Raw genomic sequence first — 18,158 nt, forward strand, 5'->3', positions numbered from 1 at the left:
GCTTCGATACCGTCAACTGCTGCACCGTCGATAGCTTCCATATCTCTGATACACCGCAGCCACGAGAAAGGTTCCAGGTCCGGCCATGGCGCTCACGCTCTACGTCGACACCGCGCGCTGGCGGGCGCACCACAAGCACGTGCAGGAGCAGTTCCCGGGACTCGTCCCGGTCTGCAAGGGCAACGGCTACGGGTTCGGGCACGAGCGGCTGGCGGAGGAGGCCACGCGCCTGGGCGCCGACGTCCTCGCCGTCGGCACGACGTACGAGGCCGCGCGCATCAAGGACTGGTTCGGCGGTGATCTGCTGGTGCTGACGCCGTACCGGCGCGGCGAGGAGCCGGTGCCGCTGCCCGACCGGGTCATCCGCTCGGTGTCGTCGGTGGACGGCGTGTACGGCCTCGTCGGCGCCCGCGTCGTCATCGAGGTGATGTCGTCGATGAAGCGGCACGGCGTGAGCGAGCGCGACCTTCCGCAGCTGCACGCGGCCATCGAGAACGTCCGGCTCGAGGGCTTCGCCATCCACCTGCCGCTGGACCGCACCGACGGCTCGGACGCCGTCGAGGAGGTCATCGGCTGGATGGACCGCCTGCGTGCGGCCCGGCTGCCGCTGCACACGATGTTCGTCAGCCACCTCAAGGCCGAGGAACTCGCCCGCCTGCAGCAGCAGTTCCCGCAGACCCGTTTCCGCGCCCGCATCGGCACCCGGCTGTGGCTGGGGGACCACGAGGCCACCGAGTACCGCGGCGCGGTCCTGGACGTCACGCGCGTCTCCAAGGGCGACCGTTTCGGATACCGGCAGCAGAAGGCGGCCTCCGACGGCTTCCTGGTGGTCGTGGCGGGCGGTACGTCGCACGGGGTGGGCCTGGAGGCCCCCAAGGCCCTGCACGGCGTCATGCCGCGCGCCAAGGGCGTCGCCCGGGCCGGGCTCGCCACGGTCAACCGGAACCTTTCTCCCTTCGTGTGGGGCGGCAAGCAGCGCTGGTTCGCGGAACCGCCGCACATGCAGGTCTCGATCCTGTTCGTCCCCGCGGACGCCCCCGAGCCGAAGGTCGGCGACGAGTTGGTCGCCCATCTGCGGCACACCACCACGCAGTTCGACCGGCTCGTCGACCGCTGAGCGCCCGCCGCTCGGCAACGCCGTAACAGCGAAAGGCCGTACCCGGAGGACGTTCCGGGTACGGCCTTCTGCGTGCGCCCTATCAGCCCTGTTCGCTCAGAGCGAACCTTCGGCTGGGCCCCGGCTGCCCCACTCCACCTGCGGCCCGTCGAAGTGCGCCGCGTGCCGTGGTGGATGGGCCGCGGAGCCGATCACGAACACATCTTCCGCCCGGTCGAGGACACCGCCCGAGGGGTCGTCGTCGCCGGCCCGGCGCACCGGATCCCGTTCCGGCATCAGGATGTCCCGTACGACGAGGGCGCACAGGTACAGCGTCCCCAGCAGGTGCACACCGATGGCCCAGTGGTAACCGTCGGCCGGCAGCCCCTTGTGAGCGTCTCCGCTGGTCGTGTACGCGAGGTACATCCAGATCCCGAGGAAGTACGCCACCTCGCACGCCTGCCAGATGAGGAAGTCCCGCCACCTCGGCCGGGCCAGCACGGCCAGAGGCACGAGCCACAGGACGTACTGCGGCGAGTAGACCTTGTTGGTGACGATGAAGGCCGCGACGATCAGGAAGGCCAGCTGGGCGAGGCGCGGGCGTCGCGGTGCGGTGAGCGTGAGCGCGGCGATACCGGCACAGCACAGCAGCATCAGCAACGTGGCAAGTGTGTTGACGGTCTCGGTGCTCAGCGGGTCGCCGGAGTTCTGGGCCATGATCAGCCAGAAGGAGCCGAAGTCGACGCCGCGCTCCTGGCTGAACCGGTAGAACTGGGACCACCCGTCCCAGGCGAGGAGCATCACCGGAAGGTTCACGACCAGCCAGGCGACGACCGTGCCGCCCAGCGCCTTCCCGAAGTCCCGCCACTTGCCCGCGCGCCAGCACAGCACGAACAACGGGCCGAGCAGGAAGACGGGATACAGCTTCGCGGCCGTGGCGAGCCCCAGCAGGACACCGAAGGCGAGCGAGCGGCCGCGGGACCACATCAGCATTGCTGCGGCCGTCAGGGCGACGGCCAGCAGGTCCCAGTTGATGGTCGCGGTCAGCGCGAACGCAGGCGCCAGGGCAACCAGCAGGGCGTCCCAGGGGCGCCGGGCGTGCGTGCGGGCCACGCAGACGGCGATGACGGCCGCACAGACCATCAGCATCCCGGCGTTGACCATCCAGTACCACTGCTCCTGGTCCTGGATGCTGCCGGTACCCGGCGTGAGCCAGGAGGCGACCTCCATGAACACGCCGGTCAGCACCGGGTATTCGAGGTACTCCATGTCGCCGGGAAGCTTGTCGAAGTAGGGCACGAGCCCGTCGGCAAAGCCACGCCCCTGGTAAAGGTGCGGGATGTCCGAGTAGCAGGCATGGGTGTACTGCGAGCTGGCGCCGAAGAACCAGGCGCCGTTGTAGCAGGGTGCCTTCTGCACCAGACCGAGGGCGAACATCCCGATCGCCACGAGCGCGACGATCCGCACGGGAGTCCACCAGGACGTCCCGAGCAGGGCGCGCCGTCCGATGGGGCCACCGATCAGCTCACTCCCGCGCGCGGCAACCTCGTCCTCCTGGGTCGGCCGCACCGGGTCCGGCTCGTGCACGCTCGTGGGCGTCGTCTCTGCACTGGGCATGGGGCACATCCTGCCGTACGTGTCTGAGAACGGTGCGAGGACGATGGGGGTGCGACGCGCCGAGTGTTTCACGTGAAACCGACGTTTCACGTGAAACAACCTGCCGTAGGAGGCGCGGCCAGGGATCAAGCAGGTGGTGAGCCGGCCGAGCGGCAGGGACTGAGCAGCCGTACAAGCGGCAAAGGCCGGTGGCCGGCACCCACGTCGTAGGTGCCGGCCACCGGCCTTCCGCGTCGGGCGAACCCGCCCGTCAGCCTGACGGTCCGCCGAAGATGCCGCCGTTGCCGTTGGCATTGCCTCCGGTGTTGTCCGTCTCCGTCCCGGTGGGCGTCGGCGAGGAGGTCACGCCCCCGTCCGTGCCCGCCGTGTCGGCCCCGCCGTTTGTGTTGCACTGCCAGCCGAAGGTGCAGGACTCACTGGGCGTGGGCGACGGGGAGACTTCCGTCTCACTGGGCGATGCGCTCGGCGACGGGGACGCCGACTCGCTCGGCTCCGGCGTGAAGGACGGCGTCGGCGACGGCGCGCCCACCGCGTCATGGATCTCGCCGATCTCCTCGGCCTCCGGGAAGCCGGGGTCGCTCTTGCCCTCGAGCGCAACCTTCATGTACTCGGTCCATAGCTCGGTGGGGATGTCACCACCGTGGATGGAGTCCTTGCCGGCCGTGCCGTTCATGGAGAGCAGCCTGTGGTCCTTCGGGTTCTCCCGGAACATCGCGACCGCGGTCGAGAGCTGCTGGGTGTAGCCGACGAACCAGGCCGACTTGTTCTCATCGGTGGTACCGGTCTTGCCGGCCGCCGCGCGGCCCAGGGCCTTGGCGTTCTGAGCAGTGCCGTTCTCGATGACGTTCTCAAGGACGTCCGTGACGTTGTTCGCCACGTTCTCCGGCATCGCCTGGCTGACCTTCGGCTTCGTGAAGCCGGAGAGCGGCTGGCCGTCCTTCTTGACCTCAAGGACCGAGTACGGGTCGGTGTGCTTGCCGGACGCGGCGAAGGTCGCGTAGGCGTCTGCCATGCGGATCGCGCTGGGGGTCGACGTGCCGAGCGCGAAGGACGGGTTGAGCGTCGCGAAGCTGTCCTTCAGGATGCCGGAAGCCTGCGCGACGTCCCGCACCTTCGACATCCCGACGTCCCAGCCAAGCTGCACGAACGGCGTGTTGATGGACTGCTCCATCGCCTTGCGCAGAGTGATGTAGCCCCATGGACGCGGGCTCTCATTGCGCTGCAGGAAGACATTGTCGTCCTTGTCCAGGACATAGCTGCCGTCCTGGTTCCTGACCTTGAGCTTGTCGTTGCCGTTGTACTTGCTCATCGGCGACAGCGGGCCGTTGCTGTTGTACGTGCCGTGCTCCATGGCCGCGGCCAGCACGAACGGCTTCCACGTCGAACCGACGGGGACACCCGAAGTGTCCGCGTTGTTGGTGAAGTGGTTGTTCTCGTAGCCGGCGCCGCCGTAAAGGGCGACGATCGCACCGTCATTCGGCTTCACCGACGCGGCACCGAACTGGACGTGCTTGTCCAGCTCGCGATTCTCCGGGTCCAGTCGCTCCTTCTCGATCTTCTTGACGGCCTTGGTCAGGGCTTCGACCTTGTCCTTCTCGAAGGTCGTGTAGATCTGGTAACCACCCTGGTCGAACTCGGTCTGTGAGACGTTCGAGTGGTTGAGGACATACCTCTTGGCCGTGTCGACCAGGTAGCTGATCTGGCCGGTCATGCCCTTGGTCGCCTTGAGGCCCTGAGGCTTGGGGTACTCCTTGATGGCCTCCTGGTACTGGGCCTCCGTGAGACGGCCGTCCTTGCGCATCTCATTGAGGATCCAGCTCCAGCGCTCCTCGGAACGCTCGCGGTTCGCCTGAGGAGTCGCCGACTTGTCGAGGTTCTCGTTGCCCGCGGGGTCGTAGTACGTCGGGCCCTTGAGCAGCGCGGCGAGGAAGGCACACTCGCTCGGCGTGAGCTTGACCGCGTCCTTGCCGTAGTAGGTCTGGGCGGCGGCCTGAATGCCGTACGCGCCACGGCCGTAGTACGAGGTGTTGAGGTACCCCTGGAGGATCTCGTCCTTCGTGAGTTCGCCACCCACCTTTATGGAGATGAACAGCTCCTTGAACTTCCGGGAGAGCGTCTGCTCCTGGCTCAGGTAGGTGTTCTTGACGAACTGCTGGGTGATGGTCGAACCGCCCTGCGTGTCACCGCCTCGGGCCATGTTGGCCAACGCTCGGGCGATGCCCATGGGGTCGATGCCGGAGTCGTCGTAGAAGGTCTTGTTCTCGGCAGAGATCACCGCGTAGCGCATGGCCTTCGGGATCTTGTCGATCGTGATGTTCTGCCGGTTCTGGCCGCTGCCCGTGGCGACCATCTGAGTGCCGTCTTTCCAGTAGTAGACGTTGTTCTCAGACTTGGCGGCCGCGTCCTCCTTGGGGATGCCGACCATTGCGTATCCGATGCCCGCGACGGCCACCAGACTGCCGAAGAAGCCGATGAACAGGCCGGCGACCAGCCGCCACGACGGCACCCAGCGCGCTGCGCCGTACTTGCCCGCGCGCGGATAGTCGATGAACCGCTTGCTGGAGGGCGGGGCCGCGCGCCCTCTGCCCCGGCCGGGACCGTTCGGCCCGCCGGGCGCGGCACGGCGGCCGCCCCGGCCCGGGTCGGCCGCTCTGCGGCGGCTGCCCGTACCTCTCTGGGCCGCGCGTCGTGCCTCGGCGCGGCCGCCATAGGCACGTTCCTCGCCTCCCGAACCGTAGGAACCCGACTCATACGAGTCGGAAGGAGATCCGGTGGCGCCTCGCGGTGCCGCTCGGCGGCCGGAGGACGAGCCGGCCTGGCCGCGTCGGGCCGCGGCACGTCCGCCTCCCTGCGGCTGCGGCGGTTTGCGACGGTGCTCGCTCATCGAACGACTACTCCTCGGGCAGGCGCACCCCTGGGCGCCTGGCAACGGCGGCTGATTTCCGGTCCCCCCGAAGTACGGATGCGGTCGGTTCCGCATTCACCCGTACTGCACCAAGGACGACGACGCCCTCAGGTGTCACTCGGTTCCCGGTGGTGTGCATGGCGCACAGACTACGCACCGCCAAAGCCCGCCTAGCAACCGAACTTCACCCCAAATCAGGCAACTCGCTCCACATGAATCGTTGATGTGATCCCGTTCACCGTTCCTCCACTTGTCGCGTCCGGAAGGTCGTTCTATCGTCGTGATGTATCGAGTCGATACATCAGCGCGAGATACGACGAGGAGGCGAGGGGATGAGCCGACGTTCGGGGATCCTCGAGTTCGCCGTACTCGGACTGCTCCGCGAGTCCCCGATGCACGGCTATGAGCTGCGCAAACGACTCAATACGTCGCTGGGCGTCTTCCGCGCCTTCAGCTACGGCACGCTCTATCCCTGCCTCAAGACGCTGGTCGCCAACGGCTGGTTGATCGAGGAACCAGGGCACACCGCCGAGGACGCGCTCGCCGCACCGCTTGCGGGGCGCCGCGCCAAGATCGTCTATCGATTGACGGCGGAAGGTAAGGAGCACTTCGAGGAACTGCTCTCGCAGACCGGCCCCGACGCGTACGAGGACGAGCACTTCGCTGCCCGATTTGCCTTCTTCGGACGCACACCACAGGACGTGCGCATGCGCGTACTGGAGGGCCGCCGCAGCCGGCTGGAGGAGCGCCTGGAGAAGATGCGCGCCTCACTGGCCCGCACCCGGGAGCGCCTCGACGACTACACGCTTGAGCTCCAGCGCCACGGGATGGAGTCCGTGGAGCGCGAAGTGCGCTGGCTGAACGAGCTCATCGAGAGCGAGCGGGCCGGGCGGGATCTGAGAGGTTCCGCCTCCGGGGAGCCCGACTCGCAGGACACCACATCTGGAGCGCCGGGCGGCCTGCCCCGGCCGGGGGACGCCTCCCGGCCGGATACGCCCGACGACACCGCCACGTGAGATCCACTCGGACCTCACTCGTACACACAGGGAGCAACCGGAATGGGTTCGGTTCGCGTAGCCATCGTCGGCGTGGGCAACTGCGCCGCCTCGCTGGTTCAGGGAGTCGAGTACTACAAGGACGCCGACCCGGCGTCCAAGGTCCCCGGCCTGATGCACGTGCAGTTCGGCGACTATCACGTCCGTGACGTCGAGTTCGTCGCCGCGTTCGATGTCGACGCGAAGAAGGTCGGCCTCGACCTCGCGGACGCGATCGGCGCCAGCGAGAACAACACGATCAAGATCTGCGATGTCCCGCGCACCGGCGTGACCGTCCAGCGCGGCCACACCCTCGACGGTCTCGGCAAGTACTACCGCGAGACCATCGAGGAGTCCGCCGAGGCCCCGGTCGACATCGTCCAGGTCCTCAAGGACAAGCAGGTCGACGTCCTCGTCTGCTACCTGCCCGTGGGCTCCGAGGACGCGGCGAAGTACTACGCCCAGTGCGCCATCGACGCCAAGGTCGCCTTCGTCAACGCCCTGCCGGTCTTCATCGCCGGTACGAAGGAGTGGGCGGACAAGTTCACCGAGGCAGGCGTCCCGATCGTCGGCGACGACATCAAGTCGCAGGTCGGCGCCACCATCACGCACCGCGTCATGGCGAAGCTGTTCGAGGACCGCGGTGTCGTCCTGGACCGCACGATGCAGCTGAACGTCGGCGGCAACATGGACTTCAAGAACATGCTCGAGCGTGACCGCCTGGAGTCCAAGAAGATCTCCAAGACGCAGGCCGTCACTTCCCAGATCCCCGACCGGGAGCTCGGCGAGAAGAACGTCCACATCGGCCCGTCCGACTACGTCGCCTGGCTCGACGACCGCAAGTGGGCCTACGTCCGCCTCGAAGGCCGCGCCTTCGGTGACGTCCCGCTGAACCTGGAGTACAAGCTCGAGGTCTGGGACTCCCCGAACTCCGCCGGCGTCATCATCGACGCCCTGCGCGCCGCGAAGATCGCCAAGGACCGCGGCATCGGCGGCCCGATCCTGTCCGCGTCCTCGTACTTCATGAAGTCCCCGCCGGTCCAGTACTTCGACGACGAGGCCCGCGAGAACGTCGAGAAGTTCATCAAGGGTGAAGTCGAGCGATAGCGAGACCAGTTGCGGCGCGCTGAGCACAGTGCGCCGCACCGGAACGCTCCTGCCAGAGCTGCCGAGGGTCCCCGGGTTGTACCGCCCGGGGACCCTCCCCATATGTGAGGCTGGGGCCCATGTCCGTCGTACGCGACCTGCGGGTCCTGCTGCGCTTTGGGAACTTCCGACGCCTGCTCGCCGTACGCCTGCTCTCACAGGGCGCCGACGGCGTCTACCAGACCGCGCTCGCCACGTACGTCGTCTTCTCCCCGGAGAAGCAGACCTCAGCCGCCGCGATCGCCTCCGCAATGGCGGTACTGCTCCTGCCGTACTCCCTGGTGGGCCCTTTCTCCGGCGTCCTGCTGGACCGCTGGCGCCGCCGTCAGGTCCTTCTGTACGGCGGTCTGCTGCGCACCGTACTGGCCTCGGCGACGGCCGTCCTGATCCTCACCCCGGTCCCCGACTGGCTCTTCTACGTCTCCGCCCTGTGCGTCACCGCCGTCAACCGCTTCGTCCTGTCCGGCCTGTCCGCCGCACTGCCACGCGTGGTCGACGAGGAGCGGCTCGTGATCGCCAACTCCGTTTCCCCGACCGCAGGGACGCTCACCGCGATCGCAGGTGGCGGTCTGGCCTTTGTCGTACGGCTGGTGATCTCGGACTCCGACGCCGCCGTGGTGCTCCTGGCAGCCGTGCTCTATCTGTGCGCGGGCCTGGCGTCGCTGCGCATGTCACGGGAACTGCTGGGCCCCGACCTCGAGTTGGTGCAGCCACGCCTCGCGGCGGCCCTCTCCGGCACCGCGCGTGACCTGGTGGCAGGCGTACGGCATCTCGCCACGCCGCCGCGTCGACAGGCTGCCTGGGCGCTGTTCGCGATGACCCTGATGCGGTTCTGCTACGGCGCTTTGCTGGTGATGCTGCTGATGCTCTGCCGGTACGCCTTCTCCACGAACACCGAGGACGGACTCGCGCTGCTGGGCCTGGCGTTGGGGGTCTCCGGCGCCGGCTTCTTCGCGGCGGCCGTGGCGACCCCCTGGGCGGCGGGACGGTTCGGCGCCGGCCGCTGGATCGTCGCGTGTGCGGCGGCTGCCGCTGTCCTGGAGCCCGCCCTCGGCCTTCCGTTCGCCACAGCTCCCATGCTGGCCGCGGCGTTCGTCCTGGGCCTGACGACGCAGGGGGCGAAGATCGCGACGGACACGATCGTGCAGACGTCGGTCGAGGACGGCTTCCGCGGCCGGATCTTCTCCGTCTACGACGTGCTGTTCAACGTCGCCTTCGTCGGTGCCGCCGGAGTCGCCGCCCTGATACTGCCGCCGGACGGCCGTTCGACGCCGCTTGTCGTCACAGTCGCCGTTATCTACGCAGCAGTTGCTGCGGCTATGGCCCGCTTTGAACGTCGGTGAGTGTCACATCAGGGCTACAGAGGCAGTCCTGCCTACAGAGTTGTCAGTGGGGCCCGATAGCTTACGTGCGTCTTATATCGCGCATTGTTCGCGATCACGCATCCATGTTCTAGGGGGACCCCCAAGTGACAACTCCGCCGCCCCAGGGCAACCCGTTCGCCCAGGGCCAGAACCCGTACGCCCAGGGCCAGCAGCCCTACGGCCAGCCCCAGGGTCAGGCCCCGTACCCGCCCCAGGGTGGCTACCCGCAGCAGCCGGGACAGCCCGGGTTCCCCCAGCAGGGCGCGGCGCCGTACGCGCCGGTTCCGCCGGAGCGGCCGAAGCGTGGAATCAAGCAGTACCTGCGCATGGGCGCCATCGCTCTCGGCCTCATCTTCGTTGCCGTCGGTTGGTACATCGGGAACGACGACACCAAGAAGCTGGCTGTCGGCGACTGCCTGACCAACAACGGGACCGACACCTCCGTTGAGATCGAGCAGCTGGACTGCAGCGACGCCAAGGCCGACTACAAGGTGCTCAAGAAGGACGGCACCACGAGCGTGTCCACGCTCGCCTGCCAGTCGGTCAAGGGAACGACCGCTGCCATCGAGTGGACGGAAGGCAGCGACTCGTTCGTCCTCTGCCTGGGAGACAACAAGTAGAGCCTGCACATACGAGGGGCGGTGTTTCACGTGAAACACCGCCCCTCGGGCGTCCGGGCCCGGTCATGTTTCACGTGAAACATGACCCCGCCCTCACAGCCGCCTCAGGCCTGTCCGGCCCACCACTCCTTGAGCGCCGCCACCGCCTCGTCGCGCTCCATCGGCCCGTTCTCCAGCCTCAGCTCCAGCATGTGCTTGTACGCGCGGCCGATGACCGGGCCAGGCCCGACGCCGAGGACCTCCATGATCTCGTTTCCGTCGAGGTCGGGGCGGATGGCGTCCAGTTCCTCCTGCTCCTGGAGCTGGGCGATCCGCTGCTCCAGGCCGTCGTAGGCACGGGACAGCGCGGCCGCCTTGCGCTTGTTCCGCGTGGTGCAGTCCGAGCGCGTCAGCTTGTGGAGGCGGTCGAGGAGCGGCCCTGCGTCACGGACGTAACGGCGAACGGCGGAGTCCGTCCACTCTCCGGTGCCGTATCCGTGGAAGCGCAGATGAAGCTCGACCAGACGAGAGACGTCCTTCACCAGCTCGTTGGAGTACTTGAGCGCCGCCATACGCTTCTTCGTCATCTTCGCGCCGACCACCTCGTGGTGGTGGAACGAGACCCGGCCATCCTTCTCGAAGCGACGGGTGCGCGGCTTGCCGATGTCGTGCAGCAGCGCGGCCAGCCGGAGGGTCAGATCCGGGCCGTCCTCCTCCAGCGCCATCGCCTGCTCCAGGACGATCAGCGTGTGCTCGTAGACATCCTTGTGCCGGTGGTGCTCGTCGCTCTCCAGCCGGAGGGCCGGCAGCTCGGGCAGCACATGCCCGGCAAGCCCGGTGTCGACGAGCAGCGTCAGGCCCTTGCGCGGGTGATCGGAGAGGACCAGCTTGTTCAGCTCGTCCCGCACCCGCTCCGCCGAGACGATCTCGATGCGGCCGGCCATCTCCTTCATGGCCGTCACCACCTCGGGAGCCACCTCGAAGTCGAGCTGTGCCGCGAAGCGCGCCGCCCGCATCATCCGCAGCGGGTCGTCCGAGAAGGACTCCTCCGGCGTACCCGGGGTCCGCAGCGCTCGCGCCGCGAGGTCCTCCAGTCCGCCGTGCGGATCGATGAACTCCTTCTCCGGCAGCGCGACGGCCATCGCGTTCACCGTGAAGTCGCGTCGGACGAGGTCCTCCTCGATGGAGTCGCCGTACGAGACCTCGGGCTTGCGTGAGGTCCGGTCGTACGACTCCGACCGGTAGGTCGTGACCTCGATCTGGTAGCCGCCCTTCTGGGCCCCGACCGTGCCGAAGGCGATGCCGACCTCCCACACGGCGTCCGCCCACGGACGCACGATCTTCAGTACGTCCTCGGGGCGGGCGTCGGTCGTGAAGTCCAGGTCGTTGCCGAGCCGACCGAGCAGCGCATCCCGGACCGACCCGCCGACCAGGGCGAGTGAGAACCCGGCCTCCTGGAAGCGGCGGGCGAGGTCGTCGGCGACAGGCGCGACCCGCAGCAGTTCACTCACCGCGCGGTGCTGCACCTGGCTCAGGACACTGGGCTCTTCTTCGTTGGCGTTCGGCACAACAGAAGAGGGTACGTGGCCCCGGCGACCGTCAGCTCCTCCATTAAACGTGCACACTCCGCGCACAGACGGCTACGCCGATACGGGCACAAGGGCTGCCCTTGCGACGCACGGGAGCGCTCCTTCTTATACCCATACATAGGGGACAGGTCGACGGCTGGAGCCGATCTTGTGGCGCACTCCGCGGCACTTCCCCTCAGCGCGCATCGTTACCATGCGTGGACGCACATTCCGACGACCACTGACGACGACAAGGGACGGACGAGCGCGTGGCCGAGGCGGCAGACTTCCAGGGAATGAGTCCCTCACCTGCCCGCCGGTGGCTGCGGCGCACCGGAGCTCTGCTCGCCGGGGCGCCTCTGCTGGCCGGCCTGCTCCAGCTGCCCACGGCCGCCCCCAGCCACGCCGCCGCGCAGGACTCCGTGAAGGCCGCCGGCTCGGACACGGTGGCCGTCGCCGTGGACTCGCTCACCCCCGCGGTCCCCGGTGAAGACGACACGCTGACCGTGTCCGGCACAGTGACCAACAAGGGCAAGCAGGCGGTCACCGACGCGCAGGTGGACCTGCGCGTGGGCCCTCCCCTGAACAGGCGCTCCGACATCGACACGGTCGCCAAGCGCACGGACTACCAGGAGGGCCTCGACGGAACCCCGGTGGGCGGGAAGTACGTCAAGGAGTTCTCCAAGCTCACCCCGGGCGTCACCCAGCGTTTCAGCATCTCCGTGCCGGTCGACAAGCTGGACCTCGGCGGCGACGGCATCTACCAGTTCGCCGTCTCCCTGTCCGGTGAGACGTCCGCGCAGCCGTGGGACCACGTGCTCGGCATCCAGCGGACGTTTCTGCCATGGCAGCCCGACGAGGCCGACACAAAGACCCGGACGACGGTTCTGTGGCCGCTCGTCTCCACCGCCCACATGACGGCGCAGACGGGGTCGAACGAGTCGCAGACGCCGGTCTTCCATGACGACGACCTCGCCAAGGAGATCGCCCCGGGCGGCCGTCTGCAGCAGCTCGTGTCGCTGGGCAAGGAACTCGACGTCACCTGGGTGATCGACCCCGACCTGCTGGCCTCCGTGGACGCGATGACGGAGAACTACCGCATCCAGGGCGAGGGCGACACGACCACGGCGGGCACCCACCAGGCGGTCGCCAACCAGTGGCTGGCCGAGCTGCAGAAGGCGGTGCAGGACAAGGAGGTCGTCGCCCTGCCCTTCAGCGATCCCGACCTGGCTTCCCTGGCCCACAACGGCACGAACGTCAACGGTTCGCTGAGTCACCTCAAGGAGGCCACCGACGTCGCCAGCGACACGGTCGACTCGATCCTCCATGTGAAGCCGACCACCGAGTTCGCCTGGCCCGTGAACGGCGCCGTCGACCCGTCCATCGTCAAGGTCGCCACCTCCGCCGGTGCGGACAAGGTGATCGCCCGCAGCGACAGCCTGGTGGAGACGGGCGGCCTCCCCTACACGCCGTCCGCGGCCCGCCCCATCGGCGGCGGCACGACGGCGGTCGTCGCCGACGCACGGCTGTCGACGCTCTTCGAGCGCAACCTGACCCGGGCATCGAGCTCGACGCTCGCTGTGCAGAGGTTCCTCGCGCAGAGCCTGGCCCTCAACCTCCAGGCAGACAAGCAGCGCAGCATCGTCGTCGCCCCGCAGCGGATGCCGACGGCGAGCCAGGCCCGGACGATGGCCGAAGCAGTGACGGCCCTTCAGGGCAGCACGTGGTCCCAGTCCCAGGAACTCACGGCCGCGGCAACGGCCAAGCCCGACGCCGGCGCCACCACGAAGGTGCCGCCGGCGTCCAGGTACCCCTCGTCGCTGCGCAAGCAGGAGCTGCCGCGATCGGCCTTCGAGCAGATCGCGAGCACGCAGAACAAGCTCGACCACTTCAAGGTGATCCTCACCAACCAGTCGCGGGTGGTGACGCCCTTCGGGCGGGCTATGAACCGCGAGATGTCCACCTCGTGGCGGGGCCGCTCCGCGGAGGCGGCCGACTACCGCAACAGTGTCGAGGCGTACATCGACTCCCTGGCCAGCCAGGTCACGCTGATCGACAAGTCGGAGACCAAGCTCTCCGGACGCAGTGCCTTGATCCCGGTGACCGTGCAGAACAACCTGGTCCAGGGCGTCGAGCACCTGGTGCTGAGGCTCACCTCCACCAGCCCGAGGCGCCTCGAGATCGACGGCGAGGCCTTCTCCGAGCAGCGCGTCGCGGTCTCCGGCGGACACAGCCAGACGGTGAAGTTCACCACGTCGGCTCAGGCCAACGGACAGGCCGAGGTGATCGCCCAGCTGTACACGGAGGACGGCCAGCCGTACGGCACGCCCGTCAGGTTCGACGTGAAGGTCACCGAGTTCACGGCCACCGTGATGCTGGTCATCGGCGGTGGGTTCCTCCTGCTCGTTCTCGCCGGATTCCGTATGTACACGCAGCGCAAGCGGGCGGCGGCCCGTGAGGCCGGGGCGAACGGCTCCCAGGGGGCGGGCGAGGACGACGGCGACACGGAGAACCCGGAAGGCCCCGAGGACCGTCTCACGCCCGAGGACATCCTCGAGGAGGAGTCCGGCACCGGAACCCGGGCAGACGCTGGGGAGCAGCCGAGTGACCCTACACCGGACACCGCAGCGGAAAGCGCCGACCCGTCCGGCACGGGTGAGAGAGTGGACCGTTGAGCGATGTCGTGGCCGGTGGGCCCGGGACGATGAGGTGGGGTAACCATGAACGCGCCGTACGACGGTGACCGCGGCCAGGCCGCGGGCAGCTCGGGGCACCCCGAAGGCCCGCCGCCCGAGCACGGCCAGGTACCGCCGCAGCCGGCGGACATGTACCTCCAGGACGCCTACGACCAGGACCCCTACCGGGCACAGGACCTCTCCGCCCAGGACCCGGTCGCCGAGGCGCTCTACGACCGTGCCGCCCACCCGCCGCCCCCTCCGGGCACGTACCAGCAGCAGCCGTTGTACGCCCAGCCTCCCCAGTCGCCGTACGCCCCCGACCCGAACGTGTGGGCCCAGACCCCGGCTCCCGAGCCGGACGGCGCGACCCAGTACCTGCCGTACGGCGACGACCCCCGGACGACCCAGTACGTGGGCGTCGACGACCTCGTCACGCACTCCGCCGAGGAGCGCCAAGGACACGACGCCTTCGCACACCTCTTCCGCGACCAGCAGCAGGGAAGCGGCCACCCCCAGTATCAGCCGCCGATGGTTCCGGGGCCTTCCCCGGCACCGGTCGAGGGCCAGTACCCGGCGCCGACGCCACCGCCCGCGGACGAGGCCCCTGCCGCGACACCCGCTCCCGCCCCGGCGGCTCCGGCGAAGAAGGGCGGACGGGGCGGCGGTCTGCTGAAGTCCAGCGCGGTGATGGCGGCGGGGACGATGGTCTCCCGCCTCACCGGGTTCATCCGGTCCGCGATGATCGTCTCGGCGCTCGGCCTCGGTCTGCTGGGCGAGTCCTTTCAGGTGGCGTACCAGCTGCCGACGATGATCTACATCCTGACCGTGGGCGGCGGCCTGAACTCCGTGTTCGTCCCTCAGCTCGTCCGCTCCATGAAGGAGGACGAGGACGGCGGTGAGGCGTACGCCAACCGGCTGCTGACCCTGGTCATGGTGATCCTCGGCGGCCTCACGGTGCTCGCCATGTTCGCCGCACCGCTGCTGGTCCGGGCGTTGTCGACCCCGCTGGCCAACAACCCCGCGGCCAACGACACCGCCGTCACCTTCACCCGGTACTTCCTGCCCTCGATCTTCTTCATGGGCATCCACGTGGTGATGGGGCAGATCCTCAACGCCCGCGGCCGCTTCGGCGCGATGATGTGGACGCCGGTCCTGAACAACCTCGTGATCATCGTGACGCTCGGCGCGTTCCTGTGGGTGTACGGCACTGCCGAGCACTCCGGCATGAAGGTCACGAACATTCCGCCCGAGGGTCTTCGGCTGCTCGGCGTCGGCGTCCTGCTCGGCCTCGTCGTCCAGGCCCTGGCGATGATCCCCTATCTGCGCGAGACCGGGTTCAAGCTGCGGCTGCGCTTCGACTGGAGGGGCCACGGCCTGGGCAAGGCCGCGATGCTCGCCAAGTGGACGATCTTCTTCGTCCTGGCCAACCAGGCTGGCGCCCTCGTCGTGACCCAGCTGGCCACCGCCGCGATCACGGACTCCGGCGGCATCGAGGGCATCGGCTACAGCGCCTACGCCAACGCCCAGCTCATCTGGGGCCTCCCGCAGGCCATCATCACCGTCTCCCTGATGGCCGCGCTGCTGCCCCGGATCTCCCGCTCGGCAGCAGAGGACGACACGGGCGCCGTGCGCGACGACATCTCCCAGGGCTTGCGCACCACAGCGGTCGCGATCGTGCCGCTCGCCTTCGGCTTCCTGTCGCTCGGCATCCCGATGTGCACGCTGATGTTCGGCTCCTCGGGCACCAGCGAGGCGACCAACATGGGCTACATGCTGATGGCCTTCGGGCTCGGCCTCATCCCGTACTCCGTGCAGTATGTGGTGCTGCGCGCGTTCTACGCCTACGAGGACACCCGCACCCCCTTCTACAACACGGTCATCGTGGCAGCCGGAAACGCGGCCGCCTCCGCCGTCTGCTACTTGGTACTCCCGGCCCGCTGGGCCGTGGTCGGCATGGCCGCCTCTTACGGCCTGGCCTACGCGATCGGCGTGGGCGTCGCCTGGCGCCGGCTGCGCAAGAAGCTGGGCGGCGACCTCGACGGCACCCGGGTGCTGCGGACGTACGCCAGACTCGGTATCGCCTCGGTGCCCGCGGCGCTGCTGAGCGGTGCGGCCTGCTACGGGGTCTCCAAGACCCTCGGTCAGGGCGTGCTCGGCTCCTTCGCCGCCCTGCTGGCCGGCGGAGCCGTGCTGCTCGGGGTCTTCTTCGTCGCCGCCCGCCGGATGCGCATCGAGGAGCTGAACTCGCTGGTCGGCATGGTCCGCGGGCGTCTGGGTCGCTGAGGCGGGGGTACGCGCACAACCATCGTCCGCCGCCGTGTGTCGTGCATAGCGGCGGACTGTGGGCACAATTGGTTTCGGCGTCGGACGGCGCGCACTGAGTCGGACGGCGCGCAACGGATGGGGAGGCAGGAACGACGGTGGCGGAACGGAGCACGGCTGCCGTCGACGTGGCAGACAACAGCGGCGACGAGTCGCTGACCGCTCAGGCGGACCAGTCCACGGCCGACGGGGTGGCCAAGAATCGGGAGCGGGACACGGACATCGACGAGGCACAGGGGAGTGGCGGGACCGAAGGTCCCGGAAAGGCCTCACCGCCCGAGCTGCACAGCGGCCACAAGCTCGCCAGACGCTACCGGCTCGAGGAGTGCGTCACCCGTCTGGACGGTTTCAGCAGCTGGCGTGCGGTCGACGAGAAGCTCCGTCGTGCCGTCGGCGTCCACATCCTGCCCGCGGACCACGCGCGGGCCCGTTCCGTGCTGGCCGCGGCCCGCTCCTCCGCGCTGCTCGGCGACCCCCGCTTCGTCCAGGTGCTCGACGCCGTCGAGGAGAACGACCTCGTCTACGTCGTCCACGAATGGCTCCCCGATGCCACCGAACTGACCACGCTCCTCGCCTCCGGCCCGCTGGAGGTGTACGACGCCTACCAGATGGTCAGCCAGGTGTCCGCCGCCATGGCCGCCGCCCACCGCGAGGGCCTCGCCCATCTCCGCCTCAACCCGAACGCCGTACTGCGCACCTCGACCGGCCAGTGGCGCATCCGCGGCCTCGCGGTGAACGCCGCGCTGCGCGGCATCAGTTCGGACACGCCCCAGCGCACCGACACGGAGGCCATCGGCGCACTGCTGTACGCCGCGCTCACCCAGCGCTGGCCATACGAGAACGACGCCTACGGCCTCTCCGGACTGCCCAAGGACGTCGGTCTGATCGCTCCGGACCAGGTGCGCGCCGGCGTTCACCGCGGCCTGTCCGAGCTCACCATGCGCGCGCTGGCCAACGACGGCGCGACCGCCTCCCGTCACGAGTCCGCTTGCACCACGCCGGAAGAGCTGGTGAAGGCGATCGGCGAGATGCCGCGCATCCGCCCGCCGGAGCCCGCGTACACGGCCCCGCCGGAGTATCAGCGCACGACGTACCAGCAGGGCACGTACGGACGTCAGACGCCGCACCCGGGCGTCACCCAGCCGGTACCGGCCCCGCCGCCCCCGCTGCAGAGCCGCACGGGCAGGGCGCTGAAGTGGGGCGTCTCGGCCCTCCTGATCGCCGCTCTGGGCCTTGGCAGCTGGCAACTGGCGGACGCGCTCATGGACCAGGGCAACAACTCCGACGACACGAACCAGACGCAGACGACGGACGACAGCGACAAGAACAACGGCAAGACCAAGCCGGTCCAGCAGATCAAGATCGAAGACGCGCGGGAGTTCGTCGCGAAGGGCGGAGCCCAGGCGCCCGAGGACGTGGCCAAGACGTACGACGGTGACAGCTCGACGTACTGGCGCACCAAGAGCTTCGTCGACGGGCCGGACATGAACCCCGCCTACAAGCCGGGTGTCGGCATCGTCTACGACCTCGGATCGGCTCGCACGGTGTCGGCCGCGTCGATAAGGCTGCTGTACCCCGGCGGCCACACAACCGTCACGCTCTACGCGGCTGACTCCCTGACGCCGTCGTCGCTGGACTCGATGGAGAAGATCGGCACCGTCACGACGAACGGCACCAGTGCGACGGTGAAGGCCACCAAGCCGGTGAAGACCCAGTACGTTCTCGTGTGGCTCACCGCGCTGCCCTACGCGGACGGAGACCAGTACAGCGGCTCCGGGTTCAAGCAGGCCATCACCGACCTGAAGTTCACCGGCTAGAGCTCACCACAT

11 protein-coding genes are annotated in these 18,158 nt (G+C 68.5%); 8 read left to right on the plus strand and 3 right to left on the minus strand.

Annotated features, from left to right (window positions below; genetic code table 11):
- Nucleotides 1-85 precede the first annotated feature (85 nt).
- Nucleotides 86-1,117: an alanine racemase gene (locus tag AQI70_RS06830; protein ID WP_062145517.1), complete on the plus strand. Its 1,032-nt coding sequence runs from the start codon at nucleotides 86-88 to the stop codon at nucleotides 1,115-1,117.
- A 96-nt stretch (nucleotides 1,118-1,213) separates the two neighbouring features.
- On the opposite strand, the gene AQI70_RS06835 is transcribed toward AQI70_RS06830, so the two are convergent.
- Together AQI70_RS06835 and AQI70_RS06840 are read right to left on the minus strand one after the other, a co-directional pair.
- Nucleotides 1,214-2,713 carry a glycosyltransferase family 87 protein gene (locus AQI70_RS06835; protein ID WP_062145519.1) on the minus strand — a complete coding sequence of 500 codons (1,500 nt, stop codon included), beginning with the start codon at nucleotides 2,711-2,713 and terminating at the stop codon, nucleotides 1,214-1,216.
- Between the two features lie 250 nt (nucleotides 2,714-2,963).
- Nucleotides 2,964-5,597 (minus strand): transglycosylase domain-containing protein, encoded by a 2,634-nt coding sequence (locus AQI70_RS06840; RefSeq protein ID WP_244181504.1) that lies wholly within the window; start codon nucleotides 5,595-5,597, stop codon nucleotides 2,964-2,966.
- Between the two features lie 353 nt (nucleotides 5,598-5,950).
- Here AQI70_RS06840 and AQI70_RS06845 point away from each other — a divergent pair, with 353 nt between their 5' ends.
- The 4 genes from AQI70_RS06845 to AQI70_RS06860 all read left to right on the plus strand — a co-directional run bounded on the left by AQI70_RS06845 (nucleotide 5,951) and on the right by AQI70_RS06860 (nucleotide 9,782).
- Nucleotides 5,951-6,634 (plus strand): PadR family transcriptional regulator, encoded by a 684-nt coding sequence (locus AQI70_RS06845; RefSeq protein WP_062145523.1) that lies wholly within the window; start codon nucleotides 5,951-5,953, stop codon nucleotides 6,632-6,634.
- Nucleotides 6,635-6,676: 42 nt separating this feature from the next.
- Nucleotides 6,677-7,759, plus strand: a complete 1,083-nt coding sequence (locus tag AQI70_RS06850; RefSeq protein WP_062145525.1) for an inositol-3-phosphate synthase — start codon at nucleotides 6,677-6,679, stop codon at nucleotides 7,757-7,759.
- A 119-nt stretch (nucleotides 7,760-7,878) separates the two neighbouring features.
- Complete coding sequence (locus AQI70_RS06855) at nucleotides 7,879-9,141, plus strand: MFS transporter (protein ID WP_062145526.1); 1,263 nt, start codon at nucleotides 7,879-7,881, stop codon at nucleotides 9,139-9,141.
- 125 nt (nucleotides 9,142-9,266) lie between these two features.
- Nucleotides 9,267-9,782: an LppU/SCO3897 family protein gene (locus tag AQI70_RS06860; protein ID WP_062145528.1), complete on the plus strand. Its 516-nt coding sequence runs from the start codon at nucleotides 9,267-9,269 to the stop codon at nucleotides 9,780-9,782.
- A 104-nt stretch (nucleotides 9,783-9,886) separates the two neighbouring features.
- Here AQI70_RS06860 and AQI70_RS06865 read toward each other — a convergent pair whose 3' ends face one another.
- Nucleotides 9,887-11,329 (minus strand): CCA tRNA nucleotidyltransferase, encoded by a 1,443-nt coding sequence (locus tag AQI70_RS06865; RefSeq protein WP_062145531.1) that lies wholly within the window; start codon nucleotides 11,327-11,329, stop codon nucleotides 9,887-9,889.
- Nucleotides 11,330-11,598: 269 nt separating this feature from the next.
- Between AQI70_RS06865 and AQI70_RS06870 the strand changes: the two genes are divergently transcribed.
- The 3 genes from AQI70_RS06870 (at nucleotide 11,599) to AQI70_RS06880 (ending at nucleotide 18,146) form a co-directional block, all read left to right on the plus strand.
- Nucleotides 11,599-14,004: a DUF6049 family protein gene (locus AQI70_RS06870; RefSeq protein ID WP_062145533.1), complete on the plus strand. Its 2,406-nt coding sequence runs from the start codon at nucleotides 11,599-11,601 to the stop codon at nucleotides 14,002-14,004.
- Nucleotides 14,005-14,049: 45 nt separating this feature from the next.
- Entirely contained in the window at nucleotides 14,050-16,290 is a 2,241-nt protein-coding gene (gene murJ, locus AQI70_RS06875; RefSeq protein ID WP_062145535.1) for a murein biosynthesis integral membrane protein MurJ, read from the plus strand.
- Nucleotides 16,291-16,427: 137 nt separating this feature from the next.
- The gene (locus AQI70_RS06880; protein ID WP_062145537.1) at nucleotides 16,428-18,146 is read left to right on the plus strand and encodes a protein kinase family protein; all 1,719 of its coding nucleotides are present in this window, start codon (nucleotides 16,428-16,430) and stop codon (nucleotides 18,144-18,146) included.
- Nucleotides 18,147-18,158 lie beyond the last annotated feature (12 nt).

Source organism: Streptomyces curacoi, from assembly GCF_001513975.1.
GTDB lineage: Bacteria > Actinomycetota > Actinomycetes > Streptomycetales > Streptomycetaceae > Streptomyces > Streptomyces curacoi.

Bases quoted from the DNA above. Each gene is read 5' to 3' on its own strand.
- AQI70_RS06830 (WP_062145517.1), top strand. From the start codon at position 86: ATGGCGCTCACGCTCTACGTCGACACCGCGCGCTGGCGGGCGCACCAC.
- AQI70_RS06835 (WP_062145519.1), bottom strand. From the start codon at position 2,713: ATGCCCAGTGCAGAGACGACGCCCACGAGCGTGCACGAGCCGGACCCG.
- AQI70_RS06840 (WP_244181504.1), bottom strand. From the start codon at position 5,597: ATGAGCGAGCACCGTCGCAAACCGCCGCAGCCGCAGGGAGGCGGACGT.
- AQI70_RS06845 (WP_062145523.1), top strand. From the start codon at position 5,951: ATGAGCCGACGTTCGGGGATCCTCGAGTTCGCCGTACTCGGACTGCTC.
- AQI70_RS06850 (WP_062145525.1), top strand. From the start codon at position 6,677: ATGGGTTCGGTTCGCGTAGCCATCGTCGGCGTGGGCAACTGCGCCGCC.
- AQI70_RS06855 (WP_062145526.1), top strand. From the start codon at position 7,879: ATGTCCGTCGTACGCGACCTGCGGGTCCTGCTGCGCTTTGGGAACTTC.
- murJ (WP_062145535.1), top strand. From the start codon at position 14,050: ATGAACGCGCCGTACGACGGTGACCGCGGCCAGGCCGCGGGCAGCTCG.